Annotated in this window: 26 protein-coding genes, 1 tRNA gene and 1 riboswitch; of the genes, 12 read left to right on the top strand and 15 right to left on the bottom strand. The window is 59.9% G+C overall.

Annotation, left to right across the window (positions count from 1 at the left end; translation table 11 throughout):
* Positions 1 to 130 precede the first annotated feature (130 nt).
* Positions 131 to 853, bottom strand: a complete 723-nt coding sequence (locus ACTHND_RS03385; RefSeq protein ID WP_440175892.1) for an acyltransferase — start codon at positions 851 to 853, stop codon at positions 131 to 133.
* A 117-nt stretch (positions 854 to 970) separates the two neighbouring features.
* Positions 971 to 1077, top strand: a riboswitch (SAM riboswitch).
* 70 nt (positions 1078 to 1147) lie between these two features.
* Here ACTHND_RS03385 and metX point away from each other — a divergent pair.
* The 5 genes from metX to ACTHND_RS03360 all read left to right on the top strand — a co-directional run bounded on the left by metX (position 1148) and on the right by ACTHND_RS03360 (position 5408).
* Complete coding sequence (gene metX, locus ACTHND_RS03380; protein WP_440175891.1) at positions 1148 to 2128, top strand: homoserine O-succinyltransferase MetX; 981 nt, start codon at positions 1148 to 1150, stop codon at positions 2126 to 2128.
* Between the two features lie 15 nt (positions 2129 to 2143).
* Entirely contained in the window at positions 2144 to 2629 is a 486-nt protein-coding gene (locus tag ACTHND_RS03375; RefSeq protein ID WP_440175890.1) for a hypothetical protein, read from the top strand.
* Between the two features lie 9 nt (positions 2630 to 2638).
* A complete protein-coding gene (metB, locus tag ACTHND_RS03370; protein WP_440175889.1) occupies positions 2639 to 3808 on the top strand; it encodes a cystathionine gamma-synthase in 1170 nt (389 codons plus the stop codon).
* 19 nt (positions 3809 to 3827) lie between these two features.
* On the top strand, positions 3828 to 4439 hold the full coding sequence (locus ACTHND_RS03365) for an SAM-dependent methyltransferase (RefSeq protein ID WP_440175888.1): 612 nt from the start codon (positions 3828 to 3830) through the stop codon (positions 4437 to 4439).
* Positions 4440 to 4514: 75 nt separating this feature from the next.
* Entirely contained in the window at positions 4515 to 5408 is an 894-nt protein-coding gene (locus ACTHND_RS03360) for a DUF4440 domain-containing protein (RefSeq protein WP_440175887.1), read from the top strand.
* A 52-nt stretch (positions 5409 to 5460) separates the two neighbouring features.
* On the opposite strand, the gene ACTHND_RS03355 is transcribed toward ACTHND_RS03360, so the two are convergent.
* Positions 5461 to 5883 (bottom strand): organic hydroperoxide resistance protein, encoded by a 423-nt coding sequence (locus ACTHND_RS03355; protein ID WP_440175885.1) that lies wholly within the window; start codon positions 5881 to 5883, stop codon positions 5461 to 5463.
* 116 nt (positions 5884 to 5999) lie between these two features.
* Here ACTHND_RS03355 and ACTHND_RS03350 point away from each other — a divergent pair, with 116 nt between their 5' ends.
* Entirely contained in the window at positions 6000 to 6443 is a 444-nt protein-coding gene (locus ACTHND_RS03350) for a MarR family winged helix-turn-helix transcriptional regulator (RefSeq protein WP_440175884.1), read from the top strand.
* Between the two features lie 86 nt (positions 6444 to 6529).
* Positions 6530 to 8098, top strand: a complete 1569-nt coding sequence (locus ACTHND_RS03345; RefSeq protein ID WP_440175883.1) for an alpha-N-arabinofuranosidase — start codon at positions 6530 to 6532, stop codon at positions 8096 to 8098.
* A 77-nt stretch (positions 8099 to 8175) separates the two neighbouring features.
* On the opposite strand, the gene ACTHND_RS03340 is transcribed toward ACTHND_RS03345, so the two are convergent.
* The 3 genes from ACTHND_RS03340 to ACTHND_RS03330 form a co-directional block, all read right to left on the bottom strand.
* On the bottom strand, positions 8176 to 8670 hold the full coding sequence (locus ACTHND_RS03340) for an Hpt domain-containing protein (RefSeq protein WP_170828374.1): 495 nt from the start codon (positions 8668 to 8670) through the stop codon (positions 8176 to 8178).
* Positions 8671 to 8757: 87 nt separating this feature from the next.
* The gene (locus ACTHND_RS03335) at positions 8758 to 10407 is read right to left on the bottom strand and encodes a PQQ-dependent sugar dehydrogenase (RefSeq protein WP_440175882.1); all 1650 of its coding nucleotides are present in this window, start codon (positions 10405 to 10407) and stop codon (positions 8758 to 8760) included.
* Positions 10404 to 11057: a peptidoglycan DD-metalloendopeptidase family protein gene (locus ACTHND_RS03330; RefSeq protein WP_440175881.1), complete on the bottom strand. Its 654-nt coding sequence runs from the start codon at positions 11055 to 11057 to the stop codon at positions 10404 to 10406. Before ACTHND_RS03330 ends, ACTHND_RS03335 begins: the two co-directional genes overlap by 4 nt.
* Positions 11058 to 11113: 56 nt before the next feature.
* Here ACTHND_RS03330 and ACTHND_RS03325 point away from each other — a divergent pair, with 56 nt between their 5' ends.
* Complete coding sequence (locus ACTHND_RS03325) at positions 11114 to 11875, top strand: pseudouridine synthase (RefSeq protein WP_440175880.1); 762 nt, start codon at positions 11114 to 11116, stop codon at positions 11873 to 11875.
* 55 nt (positions 11876 to 11930) lie between these two features.
* On the opposite strand, the gene ACTHND_RS03320 is transcribed toward ACTHND_RS03325, so the two are convergent.
* Positions 11931 to 12566, bottom strand: a complete 636-nt coding sequence (locus tag ACTHND_RS03320; RefSeq protein WP_440175879.1) for an alpha-ketoglutarate-dependent dioxygenase AlkB — start codon at positions 12564 to 12566, stop codon at positions 11931 to 11933.
* 127 nt (positions 12567 to 12693) lie between these two features.
* Between ACTHND_RS03320 and ACTHND_RS03315 the strand changes: the two genes are divergently transcribed.
* Positions 12694 to 13467, top strand: coding sequence for a class II glutamine amidotransferase (locus ACTHND_RS03315; protein WP_440175878.1), 774 nt, complete (start codon positions 12694 to 12696; stop codon positions 13465 to 13467).
* Positions 13468 to 13493: 26 nt separating this feature from the next.
* On the opposite strand, the gene ACTHND_RS03310 is transcribed toward ACTHND_RS03315, so the two are convergent.
* The 4 genes from ACTHND_RS03310 to ACTHND_RS03295 form a co-directional block, all read right to left on the bottom strand.
* Positions 13494 to 13739: a GIY-YIG nuclease family protein gene (locus ACTHND_RS03310; protein WP_440175877.1), complete on the bottom strand. Its 246-nt coding sequence runs from the start codon at positions 13737 to 13739 to the stop codon at positions 13494 to 13496.
* A 103-nt stretch (positions 13740 to 13842) separates the two neighbouring features.
* Positions 13843 to 13929: transfer RNA gene (locus tag ACTHND_RS03305), tRNA-Leu, on the bottom strand.
* Positions 13930 to 13983: 54 nt separating this feature from the next.
* Positions 13984 to 15432, bottom strand: coding sequence for a M20/M25/M40 family metallo-hydrolase (locus ACTHND_RS03300; RefSeq protein WP_440175875.1), 1449 nt, complete (start codon positions 15430 to 15432; stop codon positions 13984 to 13986).
* Positions 15433 to 15446: 14 nt separating this feature from the next.
* A complete protein-coding gene (locus ACTHND_RS03295) occupies positions 15447 to 16238 on the bottom strand; it encodes a competence/damage-inducible protein A (protein WP_440175874.1) in 792 nt (263 codons plus the stop codon).
* A gap of 37 nt (positions 16239 to 16275) precedes the next feature.
* Between ACTHND_RS03295 and sfsA the strand changes: the two genes are divergently transcribed.
* Positions 16276 to 16980 carry a DNA/RNA nuclease SfsA gene (sfsA, locus tag ACTHND_RS03290; protein WP_440175873.1) on the top strand — a complete coding sequence of 235 codons (705 nt, stop codon included), beginning with the start codon at positions 16276 to 16278 and terminating at the stop codon, positions 16978 to 16980.
* Here sfsA and ACTHND_RS03285 read toward each other — a convergent pair.
* Together ACTHND_RS03285 and ACTHND_RS03280 are read right to left on the bottom strand one after the other, a co-directional pair.
* Positions 16973 to 18622, bottom strand: coding sequence for a phosphatidylglycerol lysyltransferase domain-containing protein (locus tag ACTHND_RS03285; RefSeq protein ID WP_440175872.1), 1650 nt, complete (start codon positions 18620 to 18622; stop codon positions 16973 to 16975). The two genes, sfsA and ACTHND_RS03285, sit on opposite strands and share 8 nt — an antisense overlap.
* A 33-nt stretch (positions 18623 to 18655) precedes the next feature.
* Positions 18656 to 19240: an SPOR domain-containing protein gene (locus ACTHND_RS03280; protein ID WP_440175871.1), complete on the bottom strand. Its 585-nt coding sequence runs from the start codon at positions 19238 to 19240 to the stop codon at positions 18656 to 18658.
* A gap of 236 nt (positions 19241 to 19476) precedes the next feature.
* Here ACTHND_RS03280 and panC point away from each other — a divergent pair, with 236 nt between their 5' ends.
* The gene (gene panC / locus ACTHND_RS03275; protein WP_440175870.1) at positions 19477 to 20319 is read left to right on the top strand and encodes a pantoate--beta-alanine ligase; all 843 of its coding nucleotides are present in this window, start codon (positions 19477 to 19479) and stop codon (positions 20317 to 20319) included.
* Positions 20320 to 20330: 11 nt separating this feature from the next.
* Here the strand turns inward: panC and ACTHND_RS03270 are convergent, their stop codons facing one another.
* From ACTHND_RS03270 to ACTHND_RS03260, 3 genes are all read right to left on the bottom strand, one after another.
* On the bottom strand, positions 20331 to 20768 hold the full coding sequence (locus tag ACTHND_RS03270; RefSeq protein ID WP_440175869.1) for a type II toxin-antitoxin system VapC family toxin: 438 nt from the start codon (positions 20766 to 20768) through the stop codon (positions 20331 to 20333).
* On the bottom strand, positions 20740 to 21162 hold the full coding sequence (locus ACTHND_RS03265; RefSeq protein WP_440175868.1) for a DUF7662 domain-containing protein: 423 nt from the start codon (positions 21160 to 21162) through the stop codon (positions 20740 to 20742). Before ACTHND_RS03265 ends, ACTHND_RS03270 begins: the two co-directional genes overlap by 29 nt.
* 66 nt (positions 21163 to 21228) lie before the next feature.
* The gene (locus tag ACTHND_RS03260) at positions 21229 to 21618 is read right to left on the bottom strand and encodes a DUF1489 family protein (RefSeq protein WP_440175867.1); all 390 of its coding nucleotides are present in this window, start codon (positions 21616 to 21618) and stop codon (positions 21229 to 21231) included.
* A gap of 113 nt (positions 21619 to 21731) precedes the next feature.
* Here ACTHND_RS03260 and ACTHND_RS03255 point away from each other — a divergent pair, with 113 nt between their 5' ends.
* Positions 21732 to 23543 (top strand): patatin-like phospholipase family protein, encoded by a 1812-nt coding sequence (locus ACTHND_RS03255; protein WP_440175866.1) that lies wholly within the window; start codon positions 21732 to 21734, stop codon positions 23541 to 23543.
* The last annotated feature ends 51 nt before the right edge of the window (positions 23544 to 23594 follow it).

Genomic DNA, 23594 nt, shown 5'->3' with positions numbered 1-23594 from the left:
GGAAGCTTGCTATCAGGATTTGGAATCCGAACTAACCTCAGTTTGCCATGTTTTGCTGGTGCCGACTGGCAGCGGGAGCACTCATCGTCTGCCCGGCGGAGCCCCATTAAATGCGGAAAGGGCTAACATATTATCGGCCGGTTGCAGCAACGCCAATAACTGGCTGAATATAACTCTTGGCTTCCTGACGCTCACTATATGTGGGTATTCTGTCGCGGGTCCAATATATGCGCTCTCGTACGATTTTAGCAGGATTTCCCCCAACCGCGCACGCTTGCGGAACATCCTTCGTTATGACAGAACCGGCCCCTATCACGGCTCCCGCTTCGATTGTCTTTCCCTTTAGCACCATGACAGACTGGCCAATCCACACGTGGTCCCGGACAACAATGGGCGCCGACTTATTAATCTGTCGGTCAGTTTCATCAAAAACCGGGTGCATGTCGTTGGGGCGAAAAGTTACACCTTTGGAAATCATGCAATCTGCACCGATAATCAAGGCGTCATCGTTACGAAATTCAGCCTCCAGGCCGCCAACAGTTGTGCCCTGACCTATAGCGAAGATAGCATTGTCGCCCCAGAAGTTCAGCCCCATTCTCGCCTGCTTATTAGACGCGCCAATGATAACAACGAGATTATCAGAGCCTTGAAGCATAATCGGAGCGTCCAGCGGACAACATACGATAATTGTATTTTTTGCCGCATTATCTGAATGCGTAATTCTTGGTGGCTTTTTTTTAGCCGTCTCGCTCAGATAGAGCGTTCCACACTCGATATTCTGCTTTTCAAGTTCCGGCAGTAGAAAAGTTGTGGCGGGAAAACCGAAACGCTGCAATTTGCTGAGGTCTATCATACCGCGCACATTATGTTAGGCGTTCGACATGTGCAACCCTGAGCTTTTGCCTCCGGAATATATTCCGCCCGATGAAGCCCTCTTGACGCAACAGCAGCATTTGCGCATATAGGCGCTTACTCATCGAGACCAGCCGAGGGAAAGGCCCAACGACGCTGGGGCAACCGCTGCAAACGCAGAATGGTGCCAACTCCTACAGGGCGCATTTCCCTGACAGATGAGACGGAAGTCCAACGCCCGCGCGGCGTCTTTTCCCGTCTGGTCCGGTGAGGTTTTGCAGCGACCGGACACACCATGAACGCCCACACCTTCAGCGCGCCCGATCTGATCGGCACCGATATCACCGCTCCCATTCCCGCCGATTTCCGCCTGCAAAGCGGCATGAAGCTGGAGCAGACGGACGTGGTGGCGCGGCTCTATGGCCCGAAGGAGGCTCCGGTGGTCGTGGCGGCGGGCGGCATTTCGGCCGGCCGCGTGCTGTTCGCAAAGGAAGACACCACCGACACCGCCCCCGGCTGGTGGGAAGGCGTGGCCGGTCCCGGCGAAGCGCTCGATCTCAATACCTTCCGGGTGCTCTCCATCGAGTTCGCCCCGCGCCTGCAGGCTTCGCAGGTCTATACCATCACCACCCACGATCAGGCGCGGCTGGTAAAGCTGCTGCTCGACCAGTTAGGCGTTGAGAAAATTTACAGCTTTATCGGCGCCTCCTACGGTGCCATGATCGGTCTCGCCTTCGCCGAGCTCTATCCGGATGCGGTTGAGCGCCTGTGCGTGATCTCCGCCGCCCACCGTGCCCATCCAATGGCGACCGCCTTCCGCGGCCTGCAACGCCGCCTGCTGCAATTCGGAAAAGAGACCGGCCGGCCGCAGGATGGCATCTCCCTCGCCCGCCAACTGGCCATGACCACCTATCGTTCCGACGCCGAATTTTCCGAACGCTTCGACGGCCCGCCGCCGGAAACGGCCGGCGGCAACTATGTCGTCTGCGGCTATCTGCGCGCCCGTGGTGACGCCTATACCGCCACCGACGTCAACCGCTGGATCTCGATGTCCGACAGCCTGGACCGCCACCGCGTCGATCCGTCGAAAATCAAGGCCAAGGTCTTCCTGGCCGCCGTTCCCACCGACCGGCTGGTGCCTTACGAAGATATGAAGGCGCTTTCCGAGGCCCTGTCCGACAGCGTCTTCATCGACTTCCCCTCACTTTATGGCCACGATGCTTTCCTGAAGGAAATCAAGCTCGTTTCTGAAATCGTTCGCACTTCACTAAAATGACCGAGGGGGAGAATTATGAAAGCGCCATACCTGATTCCGGCGACCGCATTTCTATTATTGGCCAGTTGTCAGCACCGTCCCCCTTCTTCACCTCCTCCTGCCAAGGACATGCGCCAATCCGTTGAGGCGAAGGAGGCATTTGCAATTGACTTGCCAAAAGAGTGTAATCTGATGGGTGGCGACGCCCAGCTCGACTTTGCGATTTTACGCGTCACCTGCAAAAATACCCCCTTGATCGGCATATATGCTGGTAACGCAGCCAATATTGATAATAACAATGAAGGACTGATCGCCAAGCCAGACATCGGCAAGCGAAGCCGTATTGTTGTTGCGTCAGACCAGACTCAAACCATTCGCGGTTTCTTATGGCAAACGGATTATAGTTGGCCCTCCGAATTGCACATCTGGATTATAAAAGGCGAGGAACATAACCCGCTGGCACAGGAAATTGCAGCATCAGTTCGCCCTACTCAACCCACCGCCACCTCGACTTCAAACTAGAGCTTTAACGTGTCCAAAGACTATCTGAAAAATGCCGGCCTCGGCACCAAGGTCATCAATATCGGCATCGACTCTGACCCGGCGCACGGCGCGGTTATGCCGCCGATTTACCTGACGACCAACTACACCTTCGAAGGCTTCGGCAAGAAGCGCAGCTATGATTATGGCCGGTCGGGCAATCCGAACCGCGACATCATCGCCGAAGTCATTGCCGAACTCGAAGGCGGCGTCGGCGCGGTCATGACCGCCTCCGGACTGGCGGCGCTTGATCTCCTCTGGCAGGATCTGCCCGGCAATCGCCGCGTGGTCGTACCGCATGATTGCTATGGCGGCACCCAGCGCCTGCTCAATGCCCGCGCCAAACAGGGCCTGATCGATCTCGTCTATGTCGATCAGGGCGATGACGCCGCCATTGAAAAGGCCCTTTCCGAGCCGACCGCCCTGCTCCTGCTGGAGACGCCCTCCAATCCGCTGATGCGCCTGATCGACCTGGAAAAGCTGATCGCCCTGGGCCACAAGGCCGGCGCCAAGGTGGCCGTGGACAACACTTTCCTGTCGCCGGCTCTGCAAAACCCGATCAAGTTCGGCGCCGATTTCGTCGTCCATTCGACGACCAAATATATCAACGGCCATTCGGACGTGATCGGCGGCGCCCTGGTCTGCACCACGCCGGAAGACGTGACGCTCTATCGCTGGTGGGCCAATTGTGTTGGCGCCACCGCCGCGCCGTTCGACAGCTACCTGACCTTACGCGGCGTGCGCACCCTGTTCGTCCGCGTCCGCCAGCAGCAGCAGTCGGCGCAGGCTGTGGCCGAATTCCTGTACGCCCACCCGAAGGTCAAGGCTGTCCACTATCCCGGACTGCCCTCGCATCCCCAGCACAACCTGGCGAAAAAGCAGCAGGCCGGTTTCGGCGCCATGATGAGCTTCGAACTGGCCGGCGGACTTGAAGCAGTGAAGCAGCTTTTTGATCATATCGAATTGTTTTCGCTGGCGGAATCGCTCGGCGGCATCGAGAGTTTGATCGTCCACCCGGCCTCGATGACCCACGCCGCCATGTCGCCGGAAGCCCTGGCCACGGCCGGCATCAGCGACGGTCTCATCCGCCTGTCGATCGGCCTGGAAGAAGCCCCGGACCTGATCGCCGCCCTTGAACGCAGTTTGGACCTTATAGATTAACCTGCGGCAGGAGGCGTTTATGACGACACCGACGAATTTTTGGAACACGCGCTACGATACGCCTGACTACCTCTTCGGCACCGCGCCCAGCGCCTTTATTCGCAACTATGCGCCGCTTTTACGACCGCATAGCCGCGTTTTCCTGCCGGCCGATGGCGAAGGACGCAACGGCGTCTATCTCGCCAGTCTCGGCCACGCGGTCGAAGCCGTGGATTATGCCGCCAACGGCGTGGCCAAGGCTCGCCGCCTGGCGGCACAAGCCGGCGTCAGCATGGACATACGCCAGGCCGACCTTAAGGGCTATGACTGGCCGGAAGCGGCCTATGATGCCGTTGTCGCCATCTTCATCCAGTTCGCAGCACCGGATTTTCGTGCCGAAATTTTCCAGGGCATGAAACGCGCGGTGAAGCCGGGCGGGCTGATCCTGCTGCACGGCTATACCCCGAAACAGCTCGAATACCGCACGGGCGGCCCCTCTGAAATCGAAAACCTGTACACCGAGACGCTGTTACGTGAAGCTTTTGTTGACATGGACATGCTGACTCTGAGCACGTACGAGGCGGAACTTGATGAAGGCCCCGGTCACCGCGGAAAATCGGCCCTCATCGATATGGTGGCGCGCAAACCGTAACAGACACCAGTTCAGGACTTGCCAAACTCATATTGCGGCGCATTATACCTATATGGGGTTAGATGGGGGTTCTGCATGAAACGGGTTATCATCGGCATTCTGATCAGCGGCTTATTGGCCGCGCCGGCCTTTGCCAAAAAGGCGCCGCCCGCGCCGCCGCCCCTGCCGTCCGAAGAGGTCATCGCCGCCGAGCGCGCCTTTGATGCCTTTACCTTTGAGCACGGCTTCAATGCCGGCTTCCATGAATACTCGGCCCCGGACGCCCTGACCTTCGGTCCCGCGCCGGAACGCACGCACGACATAACCGCCGCTGCCCTGGCCGCCACTCCAAGCGAACCGCCCTCGCAGCTTAGATGGTGGCCGGCGCGGCTCGGCATTTCATCGTCCGGCGACCTGGCCTATGATCTCGGCGGCTGGACTTATGGTGATAATCCTGAAGGCGGCTGGTTCTTCACGGTCTGGCAAAAGCAGGCGGACGGCACCTGGAAATGGCTGATCGATACGCGCGCCGGCAGTGGTCCCGTTGACGCCCTGCCGCCAAAGCAGCCGACCTATACAGACTTCATCCCCCGCGGGACGAGCGATAACCCTGGCACCGCCGCCGGCGAAATGATGGCCGCCGACATCACGCTCAACAAGGCGCTGACAGTGCAAACCGCCACCACGGCCTATAATGGCTTCCTGGTGCCGCCGAGCATTGTCAGCCAGGAGACTGGCGCACCGGCCCAGACGCTGGAAGCCCGCCTGCCGATCCTCGATACTCGTCCGCAGGGCCTGGCCTGGGTGCCCGAAGGCCAGGGCGTCTCGAAGGCCGGTGACTTTGGTTACACCTGGGGACATGCCGCCACCGATACTCACGATGCCACCGTGCAGGGCTACTATATCCGCGTCTGGCGCAAGGACGGCCCGAATGTCTCCGACTGGCATATCATCGCCGATATTTATCATCCTCTGAAACCGACCGCATAAGAAAAGCCCTCCGGCAGAACCGGAGGGCTTTATTCCTGGGTCAGGCTCTAACCTAAACCCGCGACAGCTTCACATCGATATTGCCGCGGGTGGCATTGGAATACGGGCAGACCTGGTGGGCGTCGCTAATTAATTTATCAGCCACGTCCGGCGCCAGGCCCGGCAGGGAAATCTTCAGTTCGACCGTGATGCCGAAACCGTGGCTGATCTTGCCGATGCCAACGCTCGATTCGATGTGGGTATCGGCCGGCACGGCGATCTTCTGGCCGGCGCCCACAGCTTTCAACGCGCCGATGAAGCAGGCGGCATAGCCCATGGCGAACAGTTCTTCCGGATTGGTGCCGTCACCACCCGCGCCGCCCAGTTCTTTGGGTGTCGAGAGTTTCAGGTTTTGATTGCCCGCCGAGGCGGTGCCTTCGCGGCCGCCGGTGGCCTTGCCGTGGGCGGTGTAAAGAACGGTTACAGCTTCAGTCATTGTCAGTCTCCTTGTTAGTCTCTGGGGTTAAATTTAATAATGAACAATTATATTGCGCGCAATTTGATGTCAATTAAATTGTGCGCTATATATCGATAAATTTTTCCGAGAACGAAATGCCTGACACCTCCCCGCCAGAACTGAAACTCGAAAACCAGATATGCTTCGCCGTCTATTCGGCGGCGCACGCTTTTGCACAGGCCTACAAGCCGCACCTCGACCCGATGGGTCTGACCTATCCGCAGTATCTCGTCATGCTGCTGCTGTGGGATCAGGATGGCCGTTCGGTCAACGAGATCGCCCATCCCTTGCATCTCGATTCCGGCACCCTCACCCCCCTGCTTAAACGCATGGAAAAGGCCGGCCTGCTGACACGCGGTCGGGATGCAAAGGACGAGCGCATCGTGCGCGTCCACCTGACTCCGCAAGGCAAAAGTCTGAGGGAAAAGGCCCGCGCCATCCCGCAGGCCATGCTTTGTGCCTCCGGCCTGGAACTGGACGGCCTCATCGCTTTGCGTGAGGAAGTCAAGGTGCTGGGCCAGAATCTACGCGAAAAATAGCCGAAAAAGACGCCTTGTCAGCCCATTTTAATTGTCCTACAAAATAACCCAACCATAATACCGGACACTTCAGGGAGTTTCTTTTCATGCGTCATCACGCTATTTCCTTAACCGCGCTCGGCCTGCTGGCTTTCGGCTGGAGCGCCGCGGCCTCTGCCGCTACCCCAGTCACCCAAGTCATGGTCGACACCACCAAGCCTGGCGCGCCGATCAGCCGCCAGATCTTCGGGCAGTTCGCCGAGCACCTCGGCACCGGCATCTATGGCGGTATCTGGGTCGGCAAGGATTCGCCCATCCCCAATACCCGCGGCATCCGCAATGACGTCGTGGCGGCCCTGAAAGCGATCAAGGTGCCCAATGTGCGCTGGCCAGGCGGTTGCTTCGCCGACGAATATCACTGGGAAAAAGGCATCGGCAAAGGTCCGCGCCCGGTGACGCTCAATTCCAACTGGGGCGGCGTGATCGAGCCCAATACCTTCGGCACCGATGAATATATGGACTTCCTGAGCCAGATCGGCGCCGAATCCTACGTCTCGGCCAATGTCGGCTCTTCCACACCGCGCGAAACCGCCGAATGGCTGGAATACATGACCTCGGAAAAGGAAACCAGCCTGGCCATGGCGCGCCGTGAAAACGGCCACCCGGCGCCCTACGCCGTCAACTTCCTCGGCATCGGCAATGAAAGCTGGGGCTGCGGCGGCAATATGACGCCGGAACACTATGCCGACGAATATCGCGCCTTCTCGACCTACGCCAAGAACTACAATCCTGAACAGGTCGGCGACAAGCGCATGATGAAAATCGCTTCCGGCGCCAATGTCGATGACTACAACTGGACCGAAACGGTCATGAAAGACACGCAAGGCAAGGAGATAGACGGTCTCTCCCTGCACTTTTATTCGGGCTTCGAAAACTGGCCGCCCTACCAGCCGGCCTCCGGCTTCGATGAAACCGAATACGCCAAGGTGATCAAGACCGCCCTGCGCATGGACGAGCTGGTCACCAAGCATTCGGCCATCATGGACAAGTACGACCCGCAGAAAAAGGTGGCGCTCGTGGTCGATGAATGGGGCGCCTGGCTAAAGAACGAGCCCGGCACCAATCCCGGCTTCCTCTTCCAGCAGAACTCGCAGCGCGATGCTGTCCTGGCGGCCGTGACGATCAACATCTTCACCCGTCATGCCGATCGCGTCCGCATGGCCAATATCGCCCAGATGATCAATGTCCTCCAGGCCATGATCCTGACCGATGGCGACAAGATGGTGCTGACCCCGACCTATCACGTCTTCAAGATGTACGTGCCGTGGCAGGATGCCACCTTCCTGCCGGTCACCTATGATGCCGGCACCTATACCCACGGCGGCGTCACCCTGCCGCGGGCCGATATCGCCGCAGCGAAAGCAAAAGACGGCAAGGTCTATGTCTCGATCACCAATATCGACCCGACCCAGCCACTCGAAGTCGACCTGACAGCGCTCGGCCTGAAAGCGAAATCCGCCTCCGGCCAGACCCTGACGGCGCCGAAGATCGACAGCATCAACACCTTCGACAGGCCGAACACGGTCGTGCCCAAGGCCATTTCCGCCACGGCGAAGGGCAGTAAAGTGGTACTGAAACTGGCGCCGGAATCGGTCACGGTCGTTTCGCTGGACTAAAACGACAGCGTTTATAGTGAAAAGCCCCCGCCGGTCCTACCGGCGGGGGCTTTCTTTTATTCAGTTTACTGCTGAGATCAGGTATACAAACCAGCCGCTTCCAGGTGTTCCTTGACACGGGCTTCCAGCGTTTCGGACAGCATCAGGCCCGTCGGATGATCAACGGTCTTGATCTGGCCGCGCACAATGGCGCGAATGGCATCGAGGTGGGCTTCAACCAGTTTCCATGGCGCAATCATGCGCTTTTCTTCCTCGTCCAGCATCTTGCACAGCGAACCGGCCACGCGTGTGATCAGCGGGAACCCGTAGGTTGTGCCCAGCCCCTTGAGATCATGGGCGCGATAAAAGAGCTGGTCGGAATTGACCATGTTCAGCCCCTCTTCCTTGATCCGGGCCTGAACCTCTTCCAGCTTCCTGATTTCATCCATCAACCAGTCTTCAAAATGGTTGGACAGATCGGCCAGGGCCGCTTCCGCCTTGGCGACGGCCTGGGCATCCAGTGCGCCCAGGCGTCCGCCCACCTTGGCGCGCAAGGTGTTTGGCACTTGAATAATCTGAGCTTTTTCCGGCATGGCCATTACAGGTAAACCTTCTACGCAAATCGAATGAACCGACGCTATACGAAGGTCATTTAAGAACCGCTAATGCGCCGGAAATTTCTATTCAGGCGCTACCCGCCAGATACGGTTCCCCGCATCGTCCGACACATAGAGCGCGCCTTCCGGTCCGACCGCCACACCGACCGGGCGACCCGACACATGCCGGTCATCGAGAATAAAGCCGGTCAGGAAGTCCTCATATTCGCCGGTCGGCCGCCCATCCTTCATGCGAGCGATCACCACTTTGGAGCCAGTGCGCGCCGCACGGTTCCATGAGCCATGCAGGGCGATAAAGGCCGCGCCATCGTATTGCGAGGGGAAAGCAAAGGCCGCGCCCGCCGGTGCGTGATAGAAGGTAAAGCCCAGCGGCGCCGAATGCGATACAAACAGGGTATCCGGCAGGCTGATCTTGCCTTTCAGGTCAGGCCGCACCCCCGCCTGGCGCGGGTCTTCATGATCGCCAAGATAGTACCACGGCCAGCCGAAGAACTGGCCGTCGGTGACGCGGGTGAAATAGTCCGGCACCAGGTTGTCGCCCAGCATGTCGCGTTCGTTGGTCGTGCAGTAGAGGTCATCCGTGCCCGGCCTGAAAGCCAGACCGACGCAGTTGCGGATGCCGGTAGCGAAGACGTGGCGGTCGCTGCCATCCGCCCGGAAACGCAGAACCAGTGCCCGCCCTGCCTCGCTGCCCCAGCTTTCACCGAGGGCATGACCGGCGATGAAGTCCTTCGGCGCCTTACCGATACCTTCGGCCACATTACTGGCGGAACCGACACTGACATAGATATACTGGCCATCGGCCGAGATGGCGATATCGCGCGTCGAATGGCCGCCGGTCGTCGAGAGATTGGCGACCACCGTTTCAGCTTTGCCACCTGCGATCGGAATCCGCACCACCGAGCCAACATTGGCGATATAGGCATAACCGTTCAGGAAGGCGATGCCGAACGGCTGATCCAGTCCTTCGGCAAAGGTCTCTCGTGCGGCGCTGAGCCTGCCGCCCTGATTGTGAAAAACGCTGATGCGGCCCCGGCCGGATTCCGCCACGTAAAGATCGCCGTTCGGCGCCATGCGCATATTGCGCGGCCCGTCCAGATCCTGCGAGAACTGCGACACAGTAAACCCAGCCGGCACCTTCGGCCGGAAATTTGCCGATGGCGCGACATATTGCGCGCTGTTGCCAGCGGAATTGGTGGCGAAGGGCTTCGGTAAATCCGCCACCGTCACCCGATGCAGGACGCCCGGTGCATCCTTACGCCAATCGAAATTGCCGTTGCCGCTGACCGGTGTCACCGTCTTTGCTGTGGTAGCGGTCTTACCGTTCAGGCTGGTGAGGTAGGCGATCAGGTTGCGGCGATCGGTGGCATCCGGCACATTGACCGGCATCTGCGTGCCCGGCATGGCCTGCTGCGGATCGGCCAGGAAGGCATCGAGACTGCTTTCATTCCAGGTTTCGCCACGGCCATGCGCCGCCTTCAGGGCATCGGAATAGTCGAAGCCCGCCACGCCGCCGATCTTGCGGCCAGCCACGCCAAATAGCGGCGGCCCCTGGAACGTCCCCATGGCCGGGCTGGCGTCATGGCAAAGCGCACAGTTGGCGGCAAAAACCGCCTTGCCAGCGGCGATCTGCTCCGGCGATGCCGCCTTTGAGCAGGCCGGCAGGGCCAGGGTCATCAGCAGGCACAGGCCGGCCAGCAGGGGCCTTATCAAATCCCCAGCAACGGGGCGGGATCGGGACAGATTTGCTTCCATTGTTCGCGCTCGCTCTTTTTGAAGACGCCGGGATAGTCGCCCCGCTTGCCCTGCATGTCGAGGATAAGCTGGAAATGCAGGTGTGGCGGCCAGTCACCATTTACCGCGGCTTCGCCCAGTCGTGCCACTTTTTCGCCCGCCGCCACGGGCTTTCCGGCAAACAGACCGTCCAGGCTGTCGCGGCTCAGGTGACCATAGAGCGTGTAAAAAATCAGTCCTGACGTGACTTTGTGTTCGAGAATAATCGTCGGGCCATAGTCTTTCGGATTGGCATTATCCTGGAAGCTGTGGACGCGACCCGCCAGCGGCGCGAAAACCGGCGTGCCGGCGGCGTCAAATAGATCGATACCGAGATGGATCGTGCGCGGCTCTGCCCCGCCCGGCGCTTCAAATACCGGTCCGGAATAGATGGCGCGCTCCTCGTCATAACCGCCGACCAGGAGTCCTTTGGCCAGTTTGGCATCGCCCGGCATGCCATTGCGCAGGCCCAGAGCCTGCGCGCCTTCGGCGTCCAGGCGGATCGGCTCAAAGCGCGTATGCAGCCCGCGCATGATCTCGGCACGCGGCGGCGCGGTTTTCAGCCAGTCGGAATAAAGCGCATAAGTCATCCGGTCGAGCCTAGCCCAGACTTGCCCGCCCGGCAATCAGGCTGTAGGACACGCGCATGAGTGTGACGAAGACATATGATGGCGATGAGCCGGTACGGGTCAACAAGTGGCTGGCCCAAAGCGGCGTCTGTTCCCGGCGCGAAGCCGACAGCCTGATCGCGGACGGGCTGGTCAAAATCGAGGGCGTGACCATCACCTCCGCCGGCCACAAGATCGAACCGGGCCAGACTTTGACGCTCGACCAGGGCGGTGCGGCGGCGCTCGATGCCCGCATGACCATCCTCTATCACAAGCCGGTCGGCATTGTGTCCGGCCAGCCGGAGCCGGGCGAAACCCCCGCTATCCGCATGATCCGCCGCGCCAATGTGTTCGGCCCCGCAGATGTCTATCCCGATCAAAACAGCAAGCTGGCGCCGGTCGGACGGCTCGACAAGGATTCGCGCGGCCTTCTGATCCTGTCCGAAGACGGCGTGCTGGCCAAGGCGATCATCGGCCCGGAAAGCGACCTGGAAAAGGAATACCGCGTCGTGGTGCGCGGCCACATCTTCGAGGAAAAACTGAAATGGCTGCGTCACGGCCTTGAGCTCGATGGCCGCAAGCTCAAGCCCGCCAAGGTGATCCAGACCGGCGACCAGGCCCTGACCTTCATCCTCAAGGAAGGCCGCAACCGTCAGATTCGCCGCATGTGCGACATGTGTGAGCTGCGCGTGGTCGATCTCTATCGCGTCCGCATTGGCAATTTACGTATCGGCAACCTGCCCGAAGGCCAATGGCGCTTTATAACACCCGAAGAACGCACAGCGCTGATCAAGGCTTAAAACGCTGCAACCTGATCAATACCGGTTGTTACCCCTCCGTCTCGACGCACTTCGCCTAACGGCTGCGCTTGCTCAACACCTCCCCTCCAAGAGGGGAGGAATAAGTTGTTTCGACATGCCTGAAGGTCACCGAGAGGCGGCGCTGGCGCGGCAGGATCAATCCCCCGACCTTGTCTGTCTTTCGGCCAGTAATGCCGTGCATCCATTTTTCCCGCGCCTCGCCCTGCATGGTCAACAGACTGCGCGGATAGAGATACTGCGTGCGGGTGTCGTGCCCCAGCCGCGTGAAATCCATCATGATCGGAGACCCCAGGCTGATAATGGCCACGGATTTGATGTGTTCGGTGTCGCGGTCCTTGTGTGCGCCAATCCCCTGCCCCGGATGATATTCATTGACCAGGGCCCGCTCCGGCACACCTGCGAAAATGCCATCGGCATGGAGACGCGCCGCCAGCCAGCGCAGCCAGTCCGGCATGGGTTGCGGCCGGTACTCGTCCGGCGCGCCATAGGCGGTGTCATCCGGCGCCCAGCCATACCACTGCCGGCGGCGCAGGAGTTCCATCGACCAGCTTTGCGTGTCTATAACGGCGATCAGGGCCGCCTCCTCGGCCGGCGTGATATAGTCGTCCCTGTAATCCAGGCCGGATATCAGGTCGTCTTCAAACAGGGACAGGTTCGGCAAGGCAGGCATTCAGCGCTCTCATTTTGGGAACAAAATAAGAACACTTATTCAATCCGAAATCAAGGCTTCTGTGGCCAGGCGCAAACATCTATGCTTTTAAGGGGCTTATCAAGCTTTTGCTTCTGACGAGACTTTCATGTGCGAACTTCTGGCGATGAGCGCCAATGTCCCGACCGATGTGCGTTTCAGCTTCGCCGCCCTGTCGCAGCGCGGCGGCGCCACGGGGGCGCATACCGATGGCTGGGGCATCAGCTTCTATGAGCAGAAGGGCTGCCGCAGCATCCATGACCCAAGTCCCAGCGCCCATTCCGAACTGGCGCGTTTCATCAAGTCCTATCCGATCAAGAGCCTGATAGTCATTGCCCATGTGCGCAAGGCCAATCGTGGACGGGTGGCGCTGGAAAATACCCACCCGTTCAGCCGCGAACTCTGGGGCAACGCCTGGAGCTTTGCCCATAACGGCCAGTTGAAAGGCATCAAGAAGCGCCCTCTGACCTTTTATGCGCCGATCGGCACGACGGACAGCGAACACGCCTTCTGCTGGCTGCTTGATCGCCTGCGCAGCCAGTATCCGAAACGCCCGTCCGCCCCGGTGCTGGCCCGCGCCATAGCCGGACTGTTCGCCGATCTGCGCGGATTGGGAGTGTTCAATGCGCTGCTGAGCGATGGCCGCGCCCTCTATGCCAGTTGCTCGACCAAACTCTGCTATGTGGAACGCCGCGCGCCTTTCGGCCAGGCCAGCCTGATCGACGAGGACATGGAGGTCGATTTCGCCAAGGAAACGACGCCCGATGACCGTGTGGTGATCCTGGCCTCAACACCGCTGACACGGAATGAAATCTGGACACATCTAGCGCCGCAGACAACATTGGTGGCACGGAATGGTGCGGTGGTAAAGACGTTCCGGTGACAGGCAGTCCGTCACCAGCCCGGCCTTTATTTTATCAAGCGCTTTTTGGCGAAGGCCCTGCCGGAATGAGATTTAAGATATGTCTCGAATGCAAGGGCCGCTAACTTGTCCGGAAATGCACAATACCAAATCAAGTCCCACGGCGCGAATTTAGCTGTGTGATGAGATCGCCCGGCATTATGGTCCGCGATACGTTGTTTCAGATTAGCAGACGCGCCTGTATATTCCTGGTGCGGGAATGCGATACTGAGCAGGATATAAACATACCACATAATTTCCCCTCCCGCCCGTCGTCGCCCTTCGGGCTTTGCCGGGCACTGCTTCGCCTGAGATCGGCTCTGCATGGCTCCGCCACGCATAGCCGAAGGCGAAGCGTGGTGCGGCCAGCCGGGGTCGAACCGGCATAGGATTGCTCCTGGCAGATTTTAAGTCTGCTGCGTCTACCAATTTCGCCATGGCCGCATGTCCAGGCAGGCAGGGGGATGCTTCTGCCTGAAACGGAGGGAGTCGTAAAGCCTACTTTGCGTCCTTTGGCGGCAGTTTGAAGCGAACATCGGTATTGGCCATCAGCCACAGGGTGGCCGTCCACGCGGCGACGTTCTGGCTCAGTTGCTGCGGATCGATGCGGTCCAGCGTGTCGTTCGGCGTATGGTGGGTATCGAAATAGCGATAGCCATCCTGGTTGAGGTCGAAGGCCGGCACGAAACCGTTCATGGCGCCGGAATCCTCACCGCCGCCCGGCGTCGCCTTGGAGTCCTGGTAGATGCCCAGCGGATAAAGCAAATTGCCCAGTTTGGCGACGAAGGCCGCATCATCGGTCGGCATCAGGGAGAAATTGTTGATCTTGTCGGCGCCGAAATCGGACTCGGCGTGCGCCACGTAGTTGGCCAGTTCCGATTTATGCGCCTCGCGGAAAGCCCCGCCGCCGGTTTCGGTGGTATCGCCCGCGGGCTGAGAGACTTCTTCCGACCCCCAGAAAACGACGCGGATGGTGCGCTTCGGCTTGAGATTATGATCGATCATCACCTTGGCGGCCGCCATGGTGATGGCGATGCCGGAACCGTCATCAATGGCGCCGGTGCCCTGGTCCCAGCTATCCAGGTGACCGCCGACCACGATGGTTTCCTGCGGTTTTTCAGACCCGACCAGATCGGCCACCACGTTCTGCGAGGTCTTGAGCCCCAGGAACTGGCCGGTCGTCTTCATGTGAATCGTGACCGGTCCGCCTTTCCCGGCCTTTTGCAGGGCTTCGATGCGGCCAAGCTGCGAGGCGTCCGGCGCGCTGATCGCCATGGCCGGGATGCCCTTGCCGTCCGACCAGGCCGAGGCGCCGGCATGGGGGAAGCGATTGCCGTCAGTGCTTAAGGAACGCATGACAAAGCCAACCGCGCCGCGCTTCTGGGCCTCCATCGGCCCCTTGGCACGCACCGTGCCCGACATGCGGCCATAGCCGGAGCCATTGCTGGCCTTGGCCATTGGCTGGAGAATGACGACGATCTTGCCGGTCACGTCCTGCGCGGAGTCGAGAAATTCCTGATATGTATCGAACATGACGGCTTCGGCCTCGACCTCGCCGGCCGTGGTGCCGCCGAGTGACACACCGACCAGGGGCTGGGCGAATTCACCGGTGATGGCGATGGTTTCCTGTCCACCGCGCGCCCAGACATGCAACGGGAAGGTCTCGATATGGACGTTCTGGAAGCCCAGTTCCTTCAGATGCGCGGCGGCCCATTCGGCGGCGCGCTTTTCCGAATCGCTGCCAGCCGGCCGCGGGCCGAAGCGCGTGGTCAGTTCGGAAAGGAAGTCATAGGCGACATTGGATTTCAGCGCGTCGTCACGCAAGGCGGCCGCCTGAACCTCGACCGGCACCGGCAAGGCCGCCACAGGAACTGGCTTTGGTTTGGCCATAACCGGCAGGGCGCTCAGGGCGAGAACGGCGGCAAGGCCGGTGACAGCTAATTTCATGATATTCCTCAAAGTTACGCGGTAATTTCTTCAAAACCGGCCAGCGGATTGCGCGCCTTGCCGGCCTCGACAACTGACACTAGCGCCGCCTTCAGTTCATTCGTGGCAGCATCAACCTGTTCAGGCTCACGGCCCCGCACCACCAGATGCGTGCCAAAGGCGCCATCGAGCGACAGGCCATAGGGATAGCTGCCGAGAGACAGCTCAGGATAACGCGCATTGATCTCGCGCAGGGCATCGGCTGCCGCGCTTTCACCGACATAGGACAGCTTGACGGTGCGCGACAGCACGCGCGCGCCGGTGCGCAGACGCGGCGCCACGTCTTCCAGCATGGCCTCCATGATCTTGGGGACGCCGGCCATGACGAACACATTGCCCAACTGGAAGCCGGGCGCGGCCGAAACCGGGTTCTTGATCAGTTCCGCGCCATGCGGAATGCGCGCCATGCGGCGGCTGTTTTCATTGAGCGTCCAGCCCATGGCGATGGACCGATCCATCAGCAGTTTCAGCGCCGCCGGGTGTTCGCTGATATCGACGCCGAACGCCTTTGCCATGCAGTCGGCGGTGATATCGTCATGCGTGGGCCCAATACCGCCGGTGGTGAAAAGATATTCATAAGCATTGCGCAGGGCATTGACGGTCTCGATAATCTGGTCCGCTTCATCATGCACCACCCGCACCTCACGCAGGTCAATACCCAGCGCGCCGAGAAACCGGGCGATTGTATTGATATTCGAGTCAGTGGTACGCCCGGACAGTATCTCGTCGCCAATAATCAGGATGGCGGCGGTCGGATTGGTCGTCATGGGAAGGACTCCAGTGGTATCAGATTCACTTATCGGCATGAGCGGCCTCATAAAAGGGCGGCTCGTCACCAGATACAAGCGATTCTTCGCCGATATCGAACTTGATACCGGAGAAACCATTACAGCACACTGCCCGAACCCCGGCAAGATGCTGGGCCTGCTAACGCCGGGCACACCGGCCCTGGTCACCCCCCTCAATGATCCGAAGAAAAAGCTGCAATACCGGCTGGAGGCCCTAAAAGAACATGGGGCAGATAATAGCACCTGGGTCGGTGTCAACACCCAGTGGCCCAACCGGGTCATACCGTTAGCCATCAGGGCCGGCGCCATCACGGAACTGACAGGTTACGCCACCTTGCAGCCGGAGAAAAAATACGGCCGCAATTCGCGTATTGATCTCTTTGCCAGCGGCCACGCCTTTCTGCCTGATGCCTGGATCGAGATCAAGAATGTCCATTTCTCACGGCAGCCGGGCCTGGCGGAATTTCCCGATTGCGTGACGGAACGCGGCGCCAGGCACCTTTATGAACTGATCGAAATGGTGAAGAGCGGCTATCGCGCCGTCGTTGTTTTCTGTGTTCAGCGCGATGACTGCCAGCGCTTCGATATCGCCCGCGACTGCGACCCCGGTTTCGGCCGCGCCTATGACGCCGCCCGCGAGGCCGGCGTGGAGTTTATCGCCACCGGATTTAGCTTTTCCGAGACGGGCCTGCGACTGGCCAATAGTCTGGAAATCATCTGACCGCACTGCCGCGTTGCGGTTTTCTGGAACCGAGCGCCACCACCGCCAGCAGGGCCGGCATCAGGGCGGCTTCCTGGCCGGGCACAGCGAAATAGCGCGGCTCCCAGTTCGGTTTGAATTTTTCCTTATAGGCGCGCAGGCCCTCAAAATTATAGAAATCGCCACCGAACTGGTAAATCGCCGAGGCGATCTTGTACCAGGCCCGGCTGAGCGGCTTGGCTTCCAGTCCGGCCAGCGGCGCCATGCCCAGCGAAAAGTGACCATAGCCCTGGTCACGGCTGTAGGCGATCAGTTGCAGGAACAGATATTCCATAATGCTCGGCGGCGAAGCCGGGTCGTAGCGCATCAGGTCGAGCGTTAGCAGGGTCTTATCCTGGGTCGGCCAGAGATTGGCGAAGGCCATGATCTCGCCTTCCAGCCGCACCACCGCCACTGGCGTCAGGCGCATGTAGTCGGCCTTGAAGGAGCCTAGCGAATAGCTCTTTTCCCTGGCCGATTTGGTTTTGAGCCACGCATCGGACACCTGTTTCAGACGCGGCATGTGCGGCTCCAGGTCTTCGGGCGCAATGACTTCAAAGGTCGCGTTCAATCCCTCGAAGCGTTTCAGGGTCTGGCGGAAACCGTAGCCCTTCTTGCCGGTCAGATCGAAGCACCGCACATCTACCATGGCTTCTTCGCCTATCTTGTACGGCCACAGGCCCAGATCGAGCACCAGGGGCAGAAGCGCCGGACTGACCTGGTAGAAGCTGAGGCGGGCATTGGCCATGGCCGCCATTTCCTTCAGTTCCCAGCACAGCGCCGTTGCCTCGGCTTTCGGCCCTACCGGTTCGCCCATCACCACCCATTGCTTGCCGGAAATACCGTACATGATGAAGGCGGTGCGGGCGTCATTCCACAATATCTGCTTGTCACGCAGAAGCGCCAGCCAGGCTTGCGGATTGGAGGCGCCAGACACAACCGCTTTCAACGGCTCCATATCCTCGGCATTCGGCATGGGCGGCGTCTGGCGCGCGATGCCGAACAGGCGATAGAGGGTGATCAGCGTAATGGTGACGATGATGACAACCACACCGCGCAGAAAGCGCGAGGTATTGGCGTGATAGGAGAAGTCGATCCACATCGAATGCGCATAGGGCACATGCTGGTAAACGTAAAACCCGCCCCAGATGATCAGGCCCAGGGTGAACAGGCTGGTGAAGGCCCACAAGGGATTGATCGACAGGCTGAGCAGGTTCGAACGCCGGTTGAAAGCCCCCTTGCACGGGATGAGCAGCAAGGCGCAAATGGTCAGCAACACCGCGTTGATCAGGGCCAGTTCGCGGGTCAGCGACAGAACAGCGCCGGCGCAGAAAAGCATCAGGGCCAGATACCAGGCGGATTCGATACGCTCCCACAGGGCGCGCGCCAGGAAGATCATCATGACGCCGATGACCAGGCCGATAATGTGCGAGAATTCGACCAGTCCGAGAGGCAGCCATTTCTGGACCATCGGCATGACGGCGGGATCGATAGGGGTCAGGATCGACAGCAGCAGCAGAGTGCCGGCCGCGAACATGACGGTGGCGAACACAGCCGGAATCATTCGCGTGGCGAAGTCGAACAATATATGATTGAGGTTCGCGCGATGCTGTGGGCCCGTCATGCGTGGCTATTCACCACAATTCGCAGCTCAGGTCTAGCTGGCCTTGCTGCACCAGCTATCGCGGATATCCAGTTGCAGGCAGAGCGAATGCGCCTGGTCTTCGCTGGCCACCGGCCCCACCTTCAGCCGCACCATGGATTTGCCGGAAGCGGTGGTGATTTTCTGGTATACGGGGTGATACTGCTCGACGCCGGGATAGCGCGCCTGCAGGCCGAGCCAGGCGTTCTGAGCCGCTTCCGCCGACCCGAACGAGCCCACCTGAATGACGCGATTGCCGCGCGTGGTCACCACCTTCGTCACGGGCTGCGGCGCCGGCGCAGAGACCGGCCCTTCCGTTTTCAGAGGCGCATTAGCCTCAGTCGGCATTTTTAGCGGGTCGACAATGGCGATCCTGACCTTCGGCCTGGCGATCGGGCCATCGCCGTCATGCAGCAGACCACCCTTGCCAACCGTCAGATCCTTGGCGGTGTTGACGACCAGTTGCACGTCTTCCTTGCTCAGGCTTTTCGCATCCTCCGACTGGCTCGCGCCGCTGTCATCAACCGGAATTTCCTTGATCCTCGCCAGGGATTCCTTGAGATTCTGGTTGTCGCAGGCGGTCAGGCTTACGGCGCACATCGCCGCAGCGCACAAAATGAGAGCTTTACGAAGGGGGGCCATATCAGTCATAAGGCCGGTTATGCGCCAGACCCGCAAAAATAGGGTTAGCGAATATGGTTAATAACGGACAAGTGATTAGAGCTTTTTCGATCTGATCACCATTTCCGAAACGCTCTAATCTTTCTAGTATACGCGCTTTTTAATCCCAAAACCGGATCGCCGGCGCGGTACGTTACACTTTTCGGAAAGCGCTTATGCCGGATACCGCCAAACCCTTCGAAATCGCCCGTGCTCGTACCCTGCCCGCGCTGAAGGCCGAACTGGCCGCCCTGCGCGCCGGCGGCGCCACCATCGGCTTCGTCCCCACCATGGGCGCCCTGCATGACGGCCATCTGGCACTGGTACGCCACGCCAGATCCCTGTGCGACAAGGTCGTGGTGTCGATCTTCGTCAATCCGCTGCAATTCGCCCCTACTGAGGATCTCGATCGTTATCCGCGCGACGAGGCCGGGGATATCGCCCGCCTGCAAGGCGTGGGCTGCGATTTGGTATATCTGCCGACCGTCGATGTGCTCTATCCGAAAAACTTCGTCAGCCGGATCGAAATGGCCGGCCCGGCGCTTGGCCTGGAAACCGACTTCCGCCCGCAATTTTTCTCCGGCGTCGCAACGGTGGTCTCCAAGCTGTTCAACCAGGTGCGGCCAGACGTGGCCGTTTTCGGCGAAAAGGACTTCCAGCAACTGGCCGTTGTCCGCGCCATGGTGCGCGACTTTGACATGGGCATCGAGATCGTCGGGATGCCGACCGTGCGCGAAGCCGATGGCCTCGCCCTCTCCTCGCGCAACGCCTACCTCTCTCCGGAAGAACGCGCCATCGCCCCGAAACTGCATCAGGCGCTGGAAGCTATCCGCGACGGTCGTATGACGATCGATACCGCCAAGATAGAGCTGCAAGCTGCCGGTTTCGGCCAGGTCGACTATATCGCCCTGCGGGACGCCGATACGCTGGGCGAGATCACGCCAGAAACCAAATCGCGCCGCCTGCTCGCCGCTCTGTGGCTCGGCAAGACCCGCCTGATCGATAATCTCGCGGTTTAGACCGTGGTCGCCTAACAGGCCAGTGCGGAAACATGCCCCTGCGCGGCGTAGTCCAGTATAAGTCGGTCGCGCGTCACGATGGTCATGCCCAGTTCGCGGGCGGTGGCAATAATAATGCGGTCGGCTGGATCGCGGTGCAATTTTCCGGGTAAGCCGGATGAAGCGATTAAGGTTTCCGGTGTCATCTTCGCCAGCTCCATGGCCTCAGTGGCCAGAAGGCTCTTAAACCACGCGCCCGGACTGGTCACCGATGGGATACGCCCGCGTGAAACGAGCAAACCCATTTCCCACGCCGTAATTGGCGACACCAACAGGTTTTCGCCGCGCTCATAGGCGGCAACCATGGCAGCCATGCTTTCCCTGGAGAAGGCGGCCCGTTCCATCAACCAGATGGCGGCGCAGGTATCGAGCAGAAGCGGCCTATCCACGCGGACGGCCGTATTTTTCATCCAGGAAATCAGCCCAATCCGGATCGGCCGGCTGTGTCAGGTCGAGATCCTTCGGGATCGTCAGCATCCCCTTCATGGCACCCCAGGCCGGATGCACCTTGACATAGTCCGGATGGCTCGGCGCGGTTTTTACAAACGATTTCATGGCGGGCTTCTTTGTGCGTTTGAAGGTCAGTTTTTCAGCGGCCATATCGACCTCTGCCGTTTCAAAGCCGGCGTCGATCCAGGCGCGCGTCATGACGTTATTGCTGGTATTGTTGCTCCACCACGCCCGCTGTCTGCGCGAACTGGGCGGCAGCTCAAACCCAAGCACGTGCTCGATTTCCGAAAAACCCATCGGAACTTCATCACCGCTCTGCTTCAGGTAATCTTCCAGTGGATCGTACTTACTCATTACGAAATCTCCATTTGCGCGCAATATATCACATTTACACGCAAAGGTAAACACACTGTATGTTACCTACCACACACCCGCTTCCTTCAGCGCCTTCATCATATCCGCCGGCAGGTCTGTCTCCCCTTCAATGATATCGCGCGGCGCGTCTTCAGGCTTCAGATACCGCCAGCCCTGGAAAGCGCGGCGCGGTTGGGCCTCGGTCAGGATGTTCTTCGTCCGCAAACCAATCCGCCAGTGATCGGCCTCCTCGTCGAACGAAACGATCTCGCGCCGGCACAGGATCACACCCTTGATCACCCAATAGAGCGAACCACCGTCCAGCAGTTCTTCCCAGCGCGTCGGGCGGTTGCGCGTGTGGATATAGGAGATTTCCCCGCGCGCTTTTTCCCAGCGCAGCAGGTCATCGAGGCTATCGGCGCCGACGCATAATTTTACCAGATGAATGTCACTCAAAGGGACTGGGGCCTTAACACCGTTAAAAAAGAAGCTTAAATATTTAGAAGCAAATCGGGCGCACTTCTATAGTTAAAGTGCGTACCGGCGATAATGAGGTTTTGCGTTTACGGATGGCCAAGGACACTCCCTCCCTGCAAGCGGCGCTGGAAAGCCTGTTCGGCACGGCCCTGGGCCAGAGCGCCAGCCTGATTTCCCTGCCTGGCGGATCGCGCCTGTTCAGCGCCGGCGATGACTCCGACCACCTCTATCTGCTGCGTTCCGGCCGGCTGGGTGCCTTCCGCCATGATGAGGACCACGACGAACTGTCGTTGATCGGCATTATCCGACCGGGCGAACCGGTCGGTGAAATGTCGCTGATCGCCGGAACCTCGCATAGCTCCACGGTGATGGCCCTGCGTGATTCCGACCTGCTGGCCATGCCGCGCGATGCCTTCTTCGCCGCCATGGAATCGCGCCCCGAACTGACGCTCGCCCTGGCCCGCAAGATGATCGAGCGCGCCCGGCGCGAAACACCCAATGTCACGCCCAATGTCTTTGCCTTCTACGCCATATGCGACCAGCCAATCCGCCCGCTGATCGAGCGCATCGCCGTGCAGATACGCGCACTCGGCTACACGGTGGCCATCATCGACAAGACGTTCCACGGCACCGCGCCCGAAGCCTTCAGCCAGATCGAGGCCGAGAACGATTATGTGCTGCATGTCGCCGAATGCCATGAAAGCCACTGGCGGCTCCTGAGCGCCCGCCAGGTCGACCATGTGTTCCTGCTGGCCAATGCCGAACGGCCGCCCGACGCCCTGGCCAGCGCCTGGGAGAAATCACTGCTCCACCGCGCACCCGACCTGATCCTGCTCTATCCGAACGACATCCGGCCGCATATCCCTGGCCGCACAAAAGCCTGGCTGAATGTCATCGAGCCGACGCGCTGGTTCCATACGCATCCCGACAATGTCAATGATGCCGCCCGCCTGGCGCGCATTGTCACCGGCCATAGTGTCGGCATCGTCTTTTCCGGCGGAGGGGCGCGCGCCTTTTCGGAAATCGGGGCCATTCAGGCCCTGCGCGAGGCGCATATCCCGGTCGATTTCGTCTGCGGGTCGTCCATGGGCGCCATTCTCGCGGCAAGCCTGGCACTCGGCTGGGACGAAGCCGAAATCGACTGGCGTATCCGCGATGCCTTCGTCAATTCCTCGCCGCTCGATGACATCGTCATGCCGTTTATCTCGATGGTATCCGGCGCCAAGGTCGACAAACGGCTGGAGAAGCATTTCGGCGATGTCCAGATCGAGGACATGCCCATCCCCTTCTTCTGCCTGTCCTCCAACCTGACAACGGGCGTACTGAAGGTCCACAAGACCGGAACGCTGCGCCGCGCCCTCAGGGCTTCCATTTCCCTGCCAGGCGTCCTGCCGCCGGTGGTGGAAGATGGCGAAGTGCTGGTCGATGGCGCGGTGATGCGCTCCTTCCCCGCCACCATGATGCGCAATACGCACCTGGGCACGGTCATCGGCGTCGATGTCACGCGGGCGCGCGGCCTGGACCCGCGGGCCTTGGTCATTCCGAAAAACCTCGGCTCGTGGTTTGCCAAGGGCGACTGGCGTCGAGGACCGCCCATTGTTTCGGTCATGATGCGCTCGGCCACCATTATCACCGCCGCCGACCTGGCGCTTTCACGCGCCGCCACCGACCTGCTGATCATCCCGGAACCGGAAGGCGTCGAGATCCGTGACTGGAAAGCCTATGACAAGGCGGTGGAGAGCGGTTACCAGACGACCGTGGCCACCCTGGCGCAACTGGATTCGCCGGTGACGACCCTGCGCAAGCTGGGCAAGAGCGTACACCCGAATATTCCGGCCTTCACGCCGGATGACAGCTATATGGCAACCGCCGTCGAGCCGCCGGCGAAGCTGGCACGGAAATAAAACTCCAAATATCTCTCGATATTTGGCAAGGGCGACCGCCCGCCCGAGCTT

It is taken from the genome of Asticcacaulis sp., assembly GCF_051954415.1.
GTDB lineage: Bacteria > Pseudomonadota > Alphaproteobacteria > Caulobacterales > Caulobacteraceae > Asticcacaulis.
The sequence above is the reverse complement of the archived record's forward strand: the minus strand, read 5'-3'. Positions and strand labels throughout refer to the sequence as shown.